16 protein-coding genes are annotated in these 15,881 nt (G+C 50.5%); 10 read left to right on the top strand and 6 right to left on the bottom strand.

What is annotated here, in order from left to right; genetic code table 11:
• Positions 1-23 precede the first annotated feature (23 nt).
• Both CFLAV_RS10790 and lepB read right to left on the bottom strand, forming a co-directional pair.
• Positions 24-521, bottom strand: a complete 498-nt coding sequence (locus tag CFLAV_RS10790; RefSeq protein WP_007414746.1) for a hypothetical protein — start codon at positions 519-521, stop codon at positions 24-26.
• Positions 518-1,063: a signal peptidase I gene (gene lepB, locus CFLAV_RS10785; RefSeq protein WP_007414745.1), complete on the bottom strand. Its 546-nt coding sequence runs from the start codon at positions 1,061-1,063 to the stop codon at positions 518-520. The genes CFLAV_RS10790 and lepB overlap by 4 nt, the downstream gene beginning before the upstream one ends.
• Before the next feature lie 318 nt (positions 1,064-1,381).
• On the opposite strand from lepB, the gene CFLAV_RS10780 reads away from it, so the two are divergent.
• Positions 1,382-2,275: a rhomboid family intramembrane serine protease gene (locus tag CFLAV_RS10780; RefSeq protein ID WP_050785698.1), complete on the top strand. Its 894-nt coding sequence runs from the start codon at positions 1,382-1,384 to the stop codon at positions 2,273-2,275.
• A gap of 461 nt (positions 2,276-2,736) precedes the next feature.
• Here the strand turns inward: CFLAV_RS10780 and CFLAV_RS10775 are convergent, their stop codons facing one another.
• Positions 2,737-2,988 carry a hypothetical protein gene (locus tag CFLAV_RS10775; RefSeq protein ID WP_007414743.1) on the bottom strand — a complete coding sequence of 84 codons (252 nt, stop codon included), beginning with the start codon at positions 2,986-2,988 and terminating at the stop codon, positions 2,737-2,739.
• A 200-nt stretch (positions 2,989-3,188) separates the two neighbouring features.
• A complete protein-coding gene (locus CFLAV_RS10770) occupies positions 3,189-3,551 on the bottom strand; it encodes a peptide chain release factor family protein (RefSeq protein ID WP_007414742.1) in 363 nt (120 codons plus the stop codon).
• A 245-nt stretch (positions 3,552-3,796) separates the two neighbouring features.
• Between CFLAV_RS10770 and CFLAV_RS10765 the strand changes: the two genes are divergently transcribed.
• The 4 genes from CFLAV_RS10765 to CFLAV_RS10750 all read left to right on the top strand — a co-directional run bounded on the left by CFLAV_RS10765 (position 3,797) and on the right by CFLAV_RS10750 (position 8,415).
• A complete protein-coding gene (locus tag CFLAV_RS10765; protein WP_007414740.1) occupies positions 3,797-4,462 on the top strand; it encodes a dienelactone hydrolase family protein in 666 nt (221 codons plus the stop codon).
• Positions 4,459-5,175: a phosphoribosyltransferase gene (locus CFLAV_RS10760; protein ID WP_007414739.1), complete on the top strand. Its 717-nt coding sequence runs from the start codon at positions 4,459-4,461 to the stop codon at positions 5,173-5,175. Before CFLAV_RS10765 ends, CFLAV_RS10760 begins: the two co-directional genes overlap by 4 nt.
• A gap of 235 nt (positions 5,176-5,410) precedes the next feature.
• Positions 5,411-7,360, top strand: coding sequence for an AI-2E family transporter (locus CFLAV_RS10755; RefSeq protein WP_083808855.1), 1,950 nt, complete (start codon positions 5,411-5,413; stop codon positions 7,358-7,360).
• Positions 7,312-8,415, top strand: coding sequence for a DNA topoisomerase IB (locus CFLAV_RS10750; RefSeq protein WP_007414737.1), 1,104 nt, complete (start codon positions 7,312-7,314; stop codon positions 8,413-8,415). The genes CFLAV_RS10755 and CFLAV_RS10750 overlap by 49 nt, the downstream gene beginning before the upstream one ends.
• On the opposite strand, the gene CFLAV_RS10745 is transcribed toward CFLAV_RS10750, so the two are convergent.
• A complete protein-coding gene (locus CFLAV_RS10745) occupies positions 8,373-8,951 on the bottom strand; it encodes a DUF488 family protein (protein WP_202796879.1) in 579 nt (192 codons plus the stop codon). The genes CFLAV_RS10750 and CFLAV_RS10745 overlap by 43 nt on opposite strands.
• A 91-nt stretch (positions 8,952-9,042) precedes the next feature.
• Here CFLAV_RS10745 and CFLAV_RS10740 point away from each other — a divergent pair, with 91 nt between their 5' ends.
• The 4 genes from CFLAV_RS10740 (at position 9,043) to CFLAV_RS10725 (ending at position 11,926) form a co-directional block, all read left to right on the top strand.
• On the top strand, positions 9,043-9,684 hold the full coding sequence (locus CFLAV_RS10740; protein WP_007414735.1) for a DNA-3-methyladenine glycosylase: 642 nt from the start codon (positions 9,043-9,045) through the stop codon (positions 9,682-9,684).
• A 62-nt stretch (positions 9,685-9,746) separates the two neighbouring features.
• On the top strand, positions 9,747-10,388 hold the full coding sequence (locus tag CFLAV_RS10735; protein ID WP_007414734.1) for a DUF2959 domain-containing protein: 642 nt from the start codon (positions 9,747-9,749) through the stop codon (positions 10,386-10,388).
• Between the two features lie 46 nt (positions 10,389-10,434).
• On the top strand, positions 10,435-10,650 hold the full coding sequence (locus CFLAV_RS10730; RefSeq protein WP_007414733.1) for a dodecin: 216 nt from the start codon (positions 10,435-10,437) through the stop codon (positions 10,648-10,650).
• A gap of 79 nt (positions 10,651-10,729) precedes the next feature.
• Positions 10,730-11,926, top strand: coding sequence for an anhydro-N-acetylmuramic acid kinase (locus tag CFLAV_RS10725; protein WP_040547998.1), 1,197 nt, complete (start codon positions 10,730-10,732; stop codon positions 11,924-11,926).
• A 38-nt stretch (positions 11,927-11,964) separates the two neighbouring features.
• Here CFLAV_RS10725 and CFLAV_RS10720 read toward each other — a convergent pair whose 3' ends face one another.
• On the bottom strand, positions 11,965-13,626 hold the full coding sequence (locus CFLAV_RS10720; protein WP_160164552.1) for a glycoside hydrolase family 140 protein: 1,662 nt from the start codon (positions 13,624-13,626) through the stop codon (positions 11,965-11,967).
• A 245-nt stretch (positions 13,627-13,871) separates the two neighbouring features.
• On the opposite strand from CFLAV_RS10720, the gene ftsH reads away from it, so the two are divergent.
• Positions 13,872-15,833: an ATP-dependent zinc metalloprotease FtsH gene (gene ftsH, locus CFLAV_RS10715; protein ID WP_007414730.1), complete on the top strand. Its 1,962-nt coding sequence runs from the start codon at positions 13,872-13,874 to the stop codon at positions 15,831-15,833.
• The last annotated feature ends 48 nt before the right edge of the window (positions 15,834-15,881 follow it).

Raw genomic sequence — 15,881 nt, 5'->3', positions numbered from 1 at the left:
GGTGGTCGTTTGCAGAGAGGCTCCTATTTGAGGGTCTTCACAGTTTCGATGCGCGCAACCAGCCAGGTGCCGTTCACATTCTCCAAGGTGAACTTCAGCTCCTGCACGATGGCGTCCTTTTGGCCGCCAACGCTGGCTTCCAGCGTCAGATCGGCGGTCGCCAGATGTTTTGCGGAGCCCACGTCCACATTAATATCAATGAACTTTGCGTTTAGACTTGGCACGGTTGAGCGGGCCGCTCCGGCAGCCTGCATCAACTCGGCTTTTTGGTTAAAAGTATGGGGGCCAAAACCGGGAACATCCACGACCACTTCGACATTATCTTTAAAGTAGGTCCCAAGGCGCTCAAGATTGGCGACTTTTATGATGTTACCCTGGCCGGAGGAAAACGAAGCGAGTTCTGCAATCTTGTTGAGACGTTTGCGAATGACAACTTCTGTTGGTGGAAAAAGAACAGTGTAAATCCAATAGCCCAAAGCAGCCAAAACCACCAACAAAACCAGACGAACAACAATCTTCATAATAGCGCTTTTCCGACGATACGATTCCGTTCAGCGATGCCATGGTCATGGTCCCTTGGAGCCATTTCCCGATTATCTCCCACCACGTAATATTCGTCCTCCTTCAAGGTGGTAACTTTGCAAGACTCGGGATCTCCTTCACTGTCCCAAAGTTTGCTGCGCAGTTTTACATACGACTCCGGCATGGGCTGACCATTGATCTGCAAAACTCCTCTGGAAAAGGAAACCGTTTCTCCCGGCAGTGCCACGATCCGTTTCATCAGCATCAGGTGCTTTCCGGAATAGCGAATGCCGACGATATCTCCGCGACGAGGTTCCCTCCAGACATAAGCCAGTCGATTGATGAAATTGACCTTACCATTCTCGTAGGTCGGGTTCATGCTGATACCGGAGATGCGAACAGGAAAGAGGACGTAGCCAAAAATAATAAAACTGCCGATGATTAGAATGGCAAGACGAATGGCAGTTCGCTTGGGATTGCGCCCAACTACAATGACCTTTAACCAATGAAGCACCCCTGTCGACTTTGTTTCGCCATCCATATTTATGCTCTATCACCCAGTGTCGGCAGAACTAAACCAGAGAAGCAGGTAAAACACAAGCGGGAGACGGAATAATCTGGAGATTTCTCCCTGATGACGAAATGTCGAGGTTGTCCCCGTGGACCTGCCGATGGTCTGAATCTCTCCGTAATCACGGTGAAACCTCGGTGCGTGCATCAAGGACGAAGATAACATTAAGAGTGTGAAGCGCAATGCACCTGGGTTTATTTTTCCATTTCATCGCCCGGCTATTTAACCTTTGATCTGATTTCCTATTTACGCTCTGATTTTTGAGAGTAGTCTCCTACTGCTATGCGAATGATTGGGAATTTGGAAGGGGAAGCGAGGGCTCGGACCTTTGGCGACTACCTGTACGCGTTGGGGATAGATAATCAGGTGGAAGTGGAAAAGGACGATTCGTGGGCAGTGTGGATTCATAACGAAGAGCATTTGGACAAAGCAAAGTCGCTCCTGGTCCAGTACATGCAAAATCCAGAGGAGCCCAGATTTCGCGCCACGGCCGCAGCAGCTGAAGACCGAAGGGAGCAAAAGCGCAAGGAACAGATCGCGTACGAAAAGAGATTGAAGGAGCGCAGGCATTTGTTCCGGCCATTGACCACCTACGGGTTTGGACCGTTAACGTTTATTTTGATCTGCGCCAGCGTGGTTGTTTTTATCTTTTCAAAAGGCGGTGATAACAAGCAGGCAATCATGGATCTGTTTATTACCCGCTTTGAAATAGTTGGCGGTTATATACATTGGCAGGCGGGGTTACCAGAGATTCGACATGGGGAGGTGTGGCGGCTAATCACTCCCATGCTAATACATTTCGGGTTCCTTCATATTTTCTTCAACATGCTTTGGTTGCGTGATCTTGGCAGTATGATTGAAGGGCGGCAAAGCAGTCTGACCCTTGCGATTCTGATCGTCGTGTTCGCCGCTGGTTCAAACCTTGGCCAGTATCTCGCTAGCAGTCCAGACTTTGGAGGAATGTCCGGCGTTGTTTATGGCTTAATGGGGTATATTTGGATCCGAGGTAAACGTGATCCGGGCTCAGGCCTGTACCTACATAACTCTACGGTGGTTATGATGATTATTTGGTTTTTCCTTTGTCTTAGTGGCATGATAGGAAACATTGCGAACACAGCACATGCCGTCGGCTTGATCATGGGGATCTCGTGGGGGTATTTATCAAGCCTTAGGCACCGATGAGCCGAGCGGACAAATTCCTGACATCCTCCCAATGTGTAACAATCCTCAATGTTTTTCTTTGCGGTGCCGTGATGCTGCATGCCTGATTCCTGGCGGCCTTTTGATCAAACCAGCCGGCAGTTCAGTCGGCGAATCTCTGGTGGAACCATGCGCTCTGACTGCTTTGATGGCGGGTTCCAAATAAAGTGGGAGAAAAACTCAGAAAGCAGTTCAGTTCAAAACATTATTGACTGTCGTGGCCTTGGACACAAATAGCTTACGAAGCGTCGAACGGAAATGGTTGAAAAAGTGCTGACTGAAACGAAAATTGCGGCTGGGCAATGGCTACCTGGGAGAGAATTTAAACTAGGGCAAGCCTTAGAGGTATGGTGACTTAGGACGATTGGCTCAATCTTGGACAGTTGTCGAACCTTGATAGGCAGTTTTTATTATACATTGACAACTTTATCAACATCAGCAGCTTACAGGAAACAAGCCCCATAGGCTGAATGGCTGCCTCGCCAATGCTTGAATGAGAGCTGCTCGTTCAGCGTTGCACGTTGCGAGTGAACAAATGGCTTATCCAGTGAAAAGCAGAGCGCTTTTGCTGTTTGCAGATGAGGGTTTGAGCCGAGGCTTGCTCCCGGGATTCCATGGATAAAGGACATGGGTTCTGGCTGCCAGAGTTCGCGCCAGCTACGCAAGGGATGAAGTGGTTCGGGGCTAATTTTCATATGTTTCCTTCCTTCTCGTGCGGGGAACATCGTTCCTGATTGCGAGCCCTATACCCTCTCACTCGCCACACGTTGGATTTTGAGAGAACTAAACCATTTTCCGTGCCACGCAATCTGCGATGAAGAACTATAAGATCAGCTTCAGAAGAGGGTTGGTTCCAAGCAGCAGAGGAAATCTAAAGAAGGTTAGGTTAGGAAATCTAATCAGAAGACCATTTGCGATCGCGTTTCACTTTGGAGCGACGGTGTTTAGATTCGAGGATTCTTTCCTTCAACCCGGTTGGCCGCCTGGCTTGCTGGCGGCGTAATTTTGCCCGCCGATGCTTTTCAGCATCCTTTGCTTCCTGGTGCCTGTTCTGTAGTGCCAATAACAGCCGTTCGCGAGCGAGTTGGCGGTTCATGAACTGGGAACGCGAGTCCTGGACAGATACCGTTACGTTTGTAGGGAGATGACGCAAGGTCACACGGGTTGCCACCTTGTTCACGTTCTGTCCACCCGGGCCGGATGAACGGCTGAAGGTTTCTTCCAGTTCCGCTTCATTCAATGCAAAAATCTTTTCCATAGTTCACCCTTAAGAAAGCTACTATCCCATTAACTATCAGCCAGCAAAAAAAGCAGATCGACAATTGATCCTGGTAACCTTCAAAAATGGAAATTGTCATCGGCCGCAGTTGCACCACCCGGAAAATAGGCGAGAGTAAAAATGTTGGTACAACGGGTATTTATCAGGCAAAAATGGGGATTTGCCTGCAATTGCTGAACATGGAAACGAGATTTAATTGATGGATGTAAAGCTGGAGGTTCAAGATGCAAACGAATCAGGTAATTATTCCAGTTGGACCGGTCCAACTGGAAGGCGAAGTGGCCATACCGCCTGAGCCGAGGGGACTTGTGGTGTTCGCGCACGGCAGTGGCAGCAGCAGGCATAGTCCCCGGAATCATTACGTGGCCCGGGTTCTTAACGAGGCGGGAATTGGGACATTACTTTTTGACCTGCTCACTGCGCAAGAGGAGGAACTTGAGGCATATACCCGGCATCTGCGGTTTGATATTGATCTTCTGGCTAGCCGACTGGCCGAGGCAACACACTGGGTTCTTGAGCAGGAGTTTGCCCGACATTTAAGTATTGGTTACTTCGGCTCCAGTACCGGGGCGGCGGCGGCATTGGTGGCAGGGGCTGAACTCGGAGACAAGATCAACTCCATCGTGTCCAGGGGAGGGCGACCCGACCTTGCCGGGAGCGCTCTCGAAAAGGTAACTGCAGCAACACTGCTCATTGTCGGGGGTAATGACCAGCCAGTAATCACCTTAAACGAAGAGGCATACGCACGGCTTCAGTGCGAAAAGATTTTGAAACTCATACCCGGTGCCACCCACTTATTTACAGAAACCGGGGCATTGGAACGAGTATCCCGCCTTGCTTCAGAATGGTTTGTAAATCATCTGCATCCACTCGAACACCATCCCTTATGACTGTAACCGCCCAATTCCAGGATCGGTATGAAGCCGGCCAATTTTTGGCAGCCAAACTCACGCAATTTAATGATGATCCCTCAGTATTGGTTTTGGCACTACCACGTGGCGGGGTTCCGGTTGCCTACGAAGTGGCTCGGTTATTAAATGCCCCAATGGATGTTTTTCTCGTCCGGAAAATGGGTGTGCCTGGATATGAAGAACTGGCCATGGGTGCAGTCGCTTCCGGCGGCGTGCGTGTTCTTAACGATGAAGTCATTCAACGTCTGGGGATTTCCGAGCGCATGATCGAAGCGATGGCCCAGGAAAAATTGCAGGAGTTGGAGCGCAGGGAGCTTATCTATCGCGGCAACCGTGAGGCCATCCCCATTGAGGGACGCACAGTAATCCTGGTTGATGATGGTCTGGCTACTGGCGCGAGCATGCGGGCGGCAGTGCATGCCGTTCGCAAGCGGGGACCCAAATCTGTTAACATTGCAGTGCCAATTGGTTCGGCAGATACCTGTATCCAACTGAGAAACGAAGCTGATACGGTTATTTGTGCGCTAACTCCTGAACCCTTTTATGCAGTTGGGGCCTGGTATTCGGACTTTATTCAAATTCCAGATGGAGAGGTTAGCCGACTTCTCGACCATGCTGCTCACGAAAGACGGGTGCGACAGGTGAGGGCAAAGAACGACCGGCTTTCCATACAGGAAGACCTGATGGCCTAGTGGGCTAATGGCTTGCCACATCCTTATAAAACGTCCTTCAAAATGATCGGAAACGGAGCGCGTAATTGTATCCCATCAGACTCATGAGCCTCACACCGCGCTTCGCCGGTGTCTTAGGTATTCAGCCCATTGGTAAAGGCTTGGAATCAGCTTAGATTGATTTGCAGTTTACAATCCTAATGCCCGTGGAATCCGTATGACTCGCGTTGCAGTAAGCACCCAATAGCCAGCGCCAATGACCAATCGCTCCTCTTCTTCTTCTTCTTCTTCTTCAGGAAGCGCGGCCATGTTGGCCGTGGTCATTGTGGTCGCTGCACTTTATTTCGCCCGGAAAGTGTTCGTTCCCCTTGCCCTGGCATTGCTGTTTAGTTTTCTCCTTGGTCCCCTTGTTATCCATCTTCGGCGCTGGCACTTTGGCCGCCTCCATTCGGTGTTGGTGGTTGTTGTGTTATCCTTCTCCCTGGTTGGAGCGATAGGCGCGTTGATGTTTTTTCAAACGGCCGATGTCATTCGCAAACTGCCGCAATACCAGGAGAACATCCATAAAAAACTCTTATCTTTTCACATTGGACAAGAGGGAAAGTTCAGTCGAATAAATCGGACGATCGCTGAATTTCAGAAGGACATAACGCCGCCTCCCGGAATCCAGCCACAGCAACCCCAACCAGCGGGCACGCAAAAGCCTGTTCCCGTGGAGATCAAGGGGGGAACACTGTCGCCGGTGGAAGTAATCCAAAAAATAATGGGTTCACTTTTGGGCATTGCCATCAACGCTTTTGTAGTGGTGTTTTTTGTGATCTTCATGCTGATGGAGCGGGAGGACATGCGGGATCGACTCATCCGAATGATTGGCACCGGAAAATTGAACACAACCACGCAGTTGTTGGATGATGCCGGACAGAGAGTCAGCCGTTACCTCCGTGTGCAATTGATGGTGAACGCCACTTATGGGATTTTGGCCGGGATAGGATTGTATTTCATTGGAATTCCGAACGCATTGTTGTGGGGACTGCTGGCCGGAATTTTTCGTTATATTCCCTACGCGGGGATTTGGGTCGCTGTGACAATGCCTTTCGCTCTTGGGCTGGCTGTGGATCCCGGTTGGACCAAACCGCTGCTCACAATCGGGCTATTCGGAGCATTGGAGCTTACGGTCGCGAATCTTTTGGAACCATGGCTGTACGGGACATCCACCGGTATAACGCCATTGGCGGTGCTTTTCGCCGCGGTGTTCTGGACCTGGTTATGGGGGCCCGTTGGATTGCTTCTTTCCACACCCCTGACTGTCTGTCTGGTCACGATGGGAAGGTACATTCCAGCTCTGAGCTTCATAAATATCCTTTTGGGTGATGAACCCGTTCTCAGCCCGCCTGCAAGGTTTTATCAGCGCCTATTGGCCATGGATCAAGAGGAGGCTGCGGAAATCAGCGAGCAGTATCTTAAGGAAAAATCGCTGGCTGAACTTTATGATGACATGGTAATACCCGCTTTAACATTGGCTGAAGCAGACCGCCAGCGTGGAGCCCTGGACGATCTTAAGCATAGACAAATCGTGCAGACGGTCCGGTTCCTGGTGGATGACCTGGCCGATTACAGCCAGGAGGTCAAGGAACGATTTGAAAGCGAGCATGCGTGTGGCTCCGCACTGCCGGCAGATCACCATGGCGCGGAAACTGTCATTAATGCCTTTCCAGTTCTATGTGTGCCTGCGCGAAACGAAGCGGATGAAATTGCAGCCACAATGTTGTCTCAGTTGTTGGATGAGCGGGGCATTCCGGTGAAGGTGGTCCCAGCTTCCGCCTTCATTTCAGAAAAGGCGGACTTAATTAAGAATGAAAAGGCGAATGTTGTCTGTATCTCCGCCGTCGCTCCCTCTCGGTCGCTTCATGCCCGGCATCTTCTGAAGCGTTTGGCGACCGACCTGCCCGAGAGTAGGATCATAGTTGGTTTGTGGAACGAAAAACAGGATGCTCAGGAGATCCGAAGGCGTTTTCCTGCGGTATCACCGGACAACATCGTGACCAGTCTGAAACTAGCGGTGGAGCGAATCTTACCCCTTGCGACAACCAGCGCAGGGCCGGGATACAGTTCCCAAATCCCGAACCGCACAATATGTCTGATAGAGCTTTGCTTACAATGCCGGATCCCGTTGAATCCGCTAAAATTGTTCGATTGCGGTATGTAACTGATGATACGTCGGGGATTTCGAGAGAGAAAGCGGGCGATGATTTTCGTTTCATCGATGCGGAAGGCAAACGAGTGACGGATGAAAAAACCTTGGACCGGATCAATTCCCTGGCAATCCCACCGGCTTGGACCGAGGTTTGGATCTGTCCTTACGCGAATGGCCACCTGCAGGCTACCGGACGTGACGCGCGCAAGCGAAAACAGCATCGTTATCATCCGAAGTGGCGGGAAATCCGCGATCAAAACAAATATGCCCAAATGATAGCTTTTGCAAAAGCTTTGCCCCAAATTCGGCAGCGAGTGGATGCGGATCTTGCGCTGTCGGGATTTCCTCGGGCTAAGGTGCTGGCCACCGTGGTAAAGCTTTTGGAAGTTACCCTGATTCGCGTAGGCAACGAGGAGTATGCGAAGGAGAATCGTTCTTATGGGCTGACTACCTTGAAAGATCGGCATGTGGATATTTCCGGATCAAAGCTTCATTTTCATTTTAAAGGCAAGAGTGGCAAGAATCATGAGATTGACATTCACGATCGAAAATTGGCGAAAATCGTCAAAGGAGTGCAGGACCTGCCCGGACAGGAACTTTTTCAATACATTGACGATGACGGTCAAAGAAAGCAGGTCGATTCGGATGATGTTAACACATATTTAAAGGAAATTACTGGTGAGGACTTTACCGCGAAATGCTTTCGCACCTGGGCTGGGACAATCCTGGCTGCTCAAGCGCTTCAGGAATTTAAAAAGTGCGATAGCGAGGTGGAGGCGAAAAAGAACGTTATACAGGCCATTAAATCAGTTTCTCAACGCCTTGGGAATACTCCGACGATTTGCCGAAAATGTTATGTGCATCCTGCAATTCTGGAATTGTACATGGATGCCGCGCTGGTGGAAACATTGACTCAACAAGCAGGAAAGGTCCTCTCCGAATCTCTACAGGAATTGAGTCCGCAGGAAGCCGCTGTTTTGGCCATGCTTGAAAAACGTTTGGAAAGGGAGAAAGGTGCAGCCAATCATAGCAATGGGAGTTCCCGCTGGAAATCTTCCTTTCGGTAGGAAAGACGACCATCAATAAGGTGCGCTGGAGACGTGTATGGATGCAATTCTACTTTGGAAGCACCAATGATGTGCCACACAGCCATTCCTGAAGCTTTGAGGTAGTCGGCAATGAGGGAGCGGTGACATTGCCACCATACAGCTTCTGCGCACATGATCACAGTGCGTTTGGCCGCGGCCAAAATGATAAGGCGCCGAATTCCCTCATCGAAAGCCGCCGTCACCATGTAATCCGCATAACCGCGAAACCCTGTGTTGCGCCAGGCGGTATTTGGAGAGTCGGGCACTGGGGCACGACGACCACCAAGTTTTTCAAAATGCTCATAAGCGATACCTTCGTTTTGTAGTCCCATAGCAAGCTGGTCTCTCCCAAATTGTGGATATCGCCTTGAGCCCGGAAAGCGCCTTATATCAGCCAATGATTCAATTTGGTTTTGTTTGAGGAGGGCGGTAAATTCCGCCAGACTTCGAGTTGAATGGCCGATTGTCCAAATCTCTTTTGAGGGAGAAATCATTGCAACGACAATATGCTTCAAATAGGAGGGAATTTAAAGTGGCGCAGCCATGGGGGATGGGGATGGCGGAACTCGACAGTTAAATGAAAAGCGATTTAAACTTGTTTAGCTCATGAGCAAATTTGTGCCGTTACCTCGATCCTTTTATCAACCGGCAGCAGATGAAGTAGCACCGGCACTTCTGGGCCACTGGCTCATTCGGAATACCCCACACGGGCCGTGTGGAGGACCAATTGTGGAGGTGGAAGCCTACCTGACCGATGATCCCGCCTGTCACGCTTTTGGTGGAAAGACGGAGCGCAACAAAGCGATGTGGGGGCCGCCAGGCCATGGTTACGTCTATCTTATTTATGGCTACCATTGCTGCTTCAATGCCGTGTGCCAGCCTCCAGGCGTAGGGGAGGCAGTGCTGATTCGTGCTCTGGAGCCGGAAATTGGGGAGGATTTCATGCATCAACAGCGCCCGGTGGCAGATCGTAAACATTTGACCAATGGACCCGCCAAGTTATGCACGGCTTTGCAAATAGATCGCAACCTGGACGGAACGGATTTATGCCATTCGGAGTCTCCTCTATTCATCGCCCGAAATCCGGATCGGAAAGCGTACATAAATGACCGGGGACCAATCGTGACAACCACACGAATAGGAATTACCAAAGCAGCAGATAAGCCATGGCGATTCTACCTCGATGCCAGCCCTTTCGTATCGCGCCGAATTTCCCGTGCGAGAAAGTCCCTACCCGCTGGCAGTTAGACTCTTAAGGTTTTGTTGTGTCGGTTGCATTGTGCGTTAGTCCGAGCTACTTTGCGGGCAATATGAAGCATCGCCTTTGGCTGGGGATTCTCTTTTCCATGCTCCTCATTTGCGGTTGTCGCGGTGCGTACTATTCAACCATGGAAACCTTCGGGGTTTATAAACGAGACATTTTGAAAAAGAAGGTGCTGGAAGCGCGCGACGACCAGAAGGCGGCCAGTCAGCAGTTCACCAACGCCTTGACGCATCTGAAGGAATTGTATGGCTACCAGGGGGGCAATCTTGAAAAAACCTACAATGTGCTGAATCGAGATTATGAGCGTTCTGTGGAGCGTGCTAATGCGGTTCATGACCGGATCAAACAGATGGAAACGGTCGCCGGGGACCTCTTCACAGAATGGGAAAAGGAAATTCACCAAATCTCCTCTCCTACCCTTCAGCAAGGCAGTCGGGACAAATTACGAGAAACACGGGCGAGATACGATGATCTGCATGAAGCATTAAAGCGGGCGGAACGAAGCATGGATCCGGTTTTAACGCAATTTCACGATCAAGTATTGTATCTCAAACACAACCTGAATGCGGCAGCAATCGGATCTTTGCAGGGTGAGTCTGCCAACATTCAGGCTGATATCACCAAATTACTGGCGGATATGAACGCCTCCATAGCTGAGGCCGATCGCTTTATTCAGAACCTGCATTAGTGCTGACCACCAGCCGATACGAGTCCAATGTTTGGAAAGGAATGTCATGACAGACCATGTTTACAAGAAAATTGAAATTGTCGGATCATCTTCCACAAGCCTGGAGGATGCGGTTAACAATGCTGTGACAGTTGCCGGGCAGAGTGTGCGAAACATGCGTTGGTTCGAGGTGGTTGAAACACGTGGCCAGATCGAAGATAACAAAATAAACCATTGGCAGGTCACAGTGAAAATCGGCTTCACGATTGAGAGAACGGCTTGATGGAAGTCCTCTTCTTTTCTGGTGGAATGTCAGCCAAGGTATCTCTTGTCCGTGGTTTGCCGGTTCGCTAGTTTAGGGCATGCGCAAAAGAATTCAGCGCCGACGAAATGCTCGCCATTTCATCGGGTTAATGTCGGGCACATCGACTGACGGGATTGATGCTGTGGTTGCAAGTGTTTCGGGCACAGCGCGCGGACTTAAGGCGCAATTGATGGCGCATGTACAGTATCCCTGGCCCAAAGCACTGCGTGAACGGATTCTATGTGCCTGCCTGCATGGAACGGTCGCAGAAATCTGTGAGCTAAATTTTCTACTCGGTGAACACTTCGCTCGCGCAGCTTTGGCAGTGATTCAAAAAGCTGGCTTGAAACCCGGGGAAATTGCCGCAATTGGGTCTCATGGTCAGACTGTCCATCATTTGCCGCGTGCCAAAACTCCCTCCACCTTGCAAATTGCCGAGCCTGCAGTCATCGCTGAAAGAACTGGCATCACTACCGTCGCTGATTTTCGTGTTCGCGATATGGCTGCCGGAGGACAGGGGGCGCCATTGGTTCCATATGTCGATTGGGCAATTCATGCCGATAAAAAACATCCGCGAATTTTGCAGAATATTGGAGGAATTGGGAATCTCACCTACCTGCCTCCCAATGCCAGATTGGATCAAGTCCAAGCCTTCGACACGGGGCCTGGTAACATGGTGATGGATGCTGTAGTAATGGCTTTGAGTTCCGGGCGGTTTACCTATGATCGTGGAGGCTCCTGGGCTGCTCGCGGAAAAGTTTCTGAAAAACTGTTAAGTCGATTACTGCGCCATCCATTTCTCGCTCGCAAACCACCTAAAACCACCGGTCGTGAAGAGTTTGGCGCGCCTTTTGTGCAATCGCTTTTGAATGCGGCGCGCGAGCTGCGCCTGAAAGATGAAGACATCATTGCCACCGCCACGATGTTTACTGCCGCCAGTATAGCACAAGCTTATCAAAAGTTCATTTTCCCGAAGATTTCCGCCAAACTGATTAAAGATATGCAAGTCATCCTGGGTGGGGGAGGAGCTAAAAATCCCACACTTCAAAACATGTTGGCGGAATTGATTTCTCCGGTAACTGTTCTGACGCAGGACGATTTGGGCAATTCGAGTGCAGCCAAGGAAGCGCTGGCCTTCGCCATCCTGGCGCATGAAACCTTAAACCATCGGCCTTCGAACGTACCGTCTGCTACTGGAGCCAAACGGTCGGTTGTTTTAGGCAAGATTGTTCCGGGTAATTCCTGGAAGGAATAGATGACGGTATTTCAAACAAGCCGTCACCGTCATCGCTATCAATGTGCTGATGGTAAAGGATCTGGTTGGATTAGCAAAAGCCAGTCGCCGGGCTGAGGAGTAATGAACCGGCAGATTGGTCCGGCTACGTATCCGACAGCATCCATGCGATCGCCAGTTCGTGCATTAATCCAGGTGGCTTTCAATGGGGTTGGAATCGTGGTTGCTTTCAAATCGACTGAGCGTTCTTCCGGAATATAGATCACCGATAAATCCTTGAGGGAGCTTTGCGTAGCGGATATGTGTCGGGCCGGATGTTCATCACCCGGTTGCACGACGAGCATCCCGGGTGCGGGTCTTAGCCGCCAGAACTCGATGGAGTTAAAAATTTGCCCAACTATTTTCATTTGTTCCGCAACAGGCATTGTGAGGTTCTTTTGCCAGACAGGAGACCCAGCGTTTGAGTTTGGTCTTTTATTTGCAGCCTCCTTTTGCCAATTCCAAACTCCGTCAGCACCGTAGCTGACCCCGGCAGTGGGTGCATTGAGCAGGCTCCAATAAATGAGGCGGCGGACCATGGAGGTCTGTGTAACAGAGGCTGGGGCAGACGAGTTCTCGTAATAAGGGGCCAGATTAATGAACGGTTTCAAGGGAACCCGTTGCCAGTCTATCGCCAATGGACCAGCAAGAAGCCATTGCAGAGCGTTGTCGTCCGCTTCCTGCCCACTTTGGTAACTTAAAACATCAACCCAGGGTTCAGCACGGAATTCATCCAACACCCAGTAAGTTGTTCCGGGGTGCAAAATTACCGGCGCGTGGTGCTGATTCGCGAACACACTTCGTCCGACGCGTTTCCAACGTGCCACTTGAGTGCTCAGATTATCGCCCTCGCACATGATTATCCATGCCACATTGTAAGCTCCCCAGCGGGCGACCATGTAACGGAGAAGCTGAACCGCTTGTTCCTCGGGAATGGTTTCCAAGCCAGGGGCTTGCGCCTCTAAATCTCGCAGCGGAAGAATTGCGCTCAACAGACCTGCGCGGTTGAGGGTTTCGATCCTTGAATCGAGCTGCTGAAAGAGGTTGAGGTTGATGGTGAGGGTTGTAGAGGTGCTTTCGAAAACGCTTTGATTTCTGGAATTCCTACCGGGAGCAGCCACCCACTGAACGGCCGTGAAGCTCTGTTTTGCCCGTTGTCCGGCGTACGTTTCCCACTCGGTAGATTTCGAAAGCAGTGCGCCGCTCCAGGCGATATCTGCCAACCACAGAAACGGAGTATGATCCTGGTGTTCGAGACAAACCTGATCGTGTGACAATTGGATGGGCCCATGAAGATCAAAGCGTGATTTGCGGGTGGTCTTAACGCAGAGGAATTCGCCTATTACCTTATTCAAGTTGGTATTGGCGGCATCGGAACAAGAGGTTTGATATGTCCATTTGCCCGCTTGATCGGGAGAGAAGCGGAACTTCCAGATACGTGCTCCATCCCAGAAACCATACGTTTTAATTTTTTCACCCTGCGGAGAGGTAAATTCAACGCTTAGCGTGATGTCCTGCAAAGGATTGGCATAGGTAACCGAACTCCTGAATTCCTTCTCAAAAACACCCCACTTTGCAATCACAGGCCAAGGGATGACCTTTGCCTGGCAGAAGCAGGTATTTGAGAGAAAAAAGCAAATAATGGACAAAAAACGCCAAAGCCGCCAAGACGTACGCTTCATGTAATGATCAGGAATCATAAGTTCAGTTGTCCAAACGAAGCGGCATCAGACAATAAACGTGGGAAGGTGTCAAACCTGTGGTTAACACATGCCAAATGCGGTTGGCGATGATGTGCGGATTCATTGGGGAATTTCTGGAACTGCGGACTGGAGTTTGAAATCTCCGAGCGGGGAACTATGTTAAAGAGAACAGCTAAAACGGTTGTTCGCAGTAGCATGGAAGCAGATGCAAACAATTTCAAGGCATGAAACCCGACAAACCACCTTTGCCGAAGGGAAACCCCAAGAGTCCTCGAAATGCATGGACCGCAATTATTTGGTATCTTCCATTGATGTTCCTTTTTATTTGGATGTGGCAGGGAACTATTTCCGGTTTATCTGTCAAAAATATTTCGTATAGCGATTTTAAAAATTATTTACGGTCTGGAGCCATAACCGAAGCGGTTGTTAAAACCGATAGCATTGAAGGCAGAATTCAGCCGAAAGCCACTGCTGTCCCAAAGAGTAATCAAAATCAAACAAACGCGACTGCGGGCCTCGATAAGCCATTCAATTTTAGAACCATCCGGGTGGAAGATCCCAAACTGGTTGAGGAACTGGAGGCGGCCAAGGTTAATTTTACCGGAGTACGACCTGGAATACTTTCGCAGGTTTTACTTGCATGGATTTTACCGCTTGGGTTGATGGTGGTCATTTGGTCTTTCATCAGCCGCCGGATGGGGTCGGGAGGGGCTGGACAATCCATTCTGAGTTTCGGGAAGAGTCGCGCCAGGTTGGTTGCTGAGAAGGAGACGGGGGTTACGTTCAACGACGTTGCCGGATGCGATGAAGCAAAGTATGAACTGCAGGAAGTGGTGGATTTTCTAAAGAATCCGAACCGTTACAAGTCATTGGGAGCCAAAATTCCCAAGGGCGTTTTGTTGGTAGGCCCTCCCGGAACTGGCAAGACATTGTTGGCGAAGGCGGTTGCAGGTGAAGCCCAGGTTCCTTTCTTTTCCATCAGCGGCAGTGACTTCGTGGAGATGTTCGTGGGGGTGGGTGCTGCGCGGGTGCGAGACTTATTTGTCCAGGCAAAGGCACAGGCACCGTGCATTGTCTTTATTGATGAGTTGGATGCCATTGGACGCGAACGTGGTGTACACGTGGGACCGGTAAACGACGAACGCGAACAGACGTTGAATGCATTGCTGGTGGAAATGGATGGCTTTGCGCCAAATACCGGCGTCATTCTGCTGGCCGCAACGAACCGTCCTGAGGTGCTTGATCGCGCGCTGTTGCGTCCGGGCCGCTTTGATCGGCAGGTAATAGTGGATGCACCGGATATTGAGGGGAGAGAGGCTATTCTTCGGGTGCACACGCGCCTGGTCCCACTGGCGGACGATGTGCAACTGCGGAGGATTGCCAAGTCAACACCTGGATTTTCCGGTGCTGACCTCGCCAATGCCGTTAATGAGGCAGCGCTTTTGGCAGCCCGACGAAATGCGCGCAGAATTGAAGAGCGTGATTTGGAAGAAGCGGTGGAAAAAGTCGTGGCAGGCCCGGAGCGCAAGAGCCGGAGGATGACTGAGGAAATCAAACGACGGGTGGCCTACCACGAAACCGGCCATGCCCTGGTTGCTGCTTACAGCAAACATGCTGATCCGGTGCACAAGATCAGTATTATTCCACGGGGGCGCGCTGCTTTGGGTTATACCTTGCAACTTCCCGAGGAAGATCAGTACCTGATGACTCGCTCGGAGTTGATTGATCGCATACGAGGTGCATTGGGCGGTCGTGCGGCAGAACAGGTGGTATTCGGTGAAGTCACTACGGGAGCAGAAAACGATTTGGAACGGGTCACGGCCATGGCCCGGCAAATGATCTGCCTTTTTGGAATGAATGAACGACTGGGGCTGGCACGTTCCGCACAGAGGCATGGGCCTTTTTATTTGAATAGTGGTGATGGCAGCTTTCAACTGGACTGTAGTGAAAAGACTGCCGAGGAAATCGATAGGGAAGTGAAGCAACTCCTTGATTGTGCCTATACAGAAGCCAAGCAAATTATTAATGAACACAGAGATCAACTTGAGTTGGTGACACGGGAGTTGCTGAAGCGCGAAAGCATGGACGGCCAAACTTTCAGGAAGTTGATTGGAATGGAGGCCGTTGATGGGGAACATCGTGAACAACCATCCGCACCCAGACCGGGGATTTTGACAAATCCGTAATTGAATGCACGTTTTTGCTGGAGAATTGATACGACTCATGTCGTAATC

Origin of the sequence: Pedosphaera parvula Ellin514 (assembly GCF_000172555.1) — a bacterium.
Taxonomy (GTDB): Bacteria; Verrucomicrobiota; Verrucomicrobiia; order Limisphaerales; family Pedosphaeraceae; genus Pedosphaera.
This window is presented reverse-complemented; position numbering and strand designations above follow the sequence as displayed.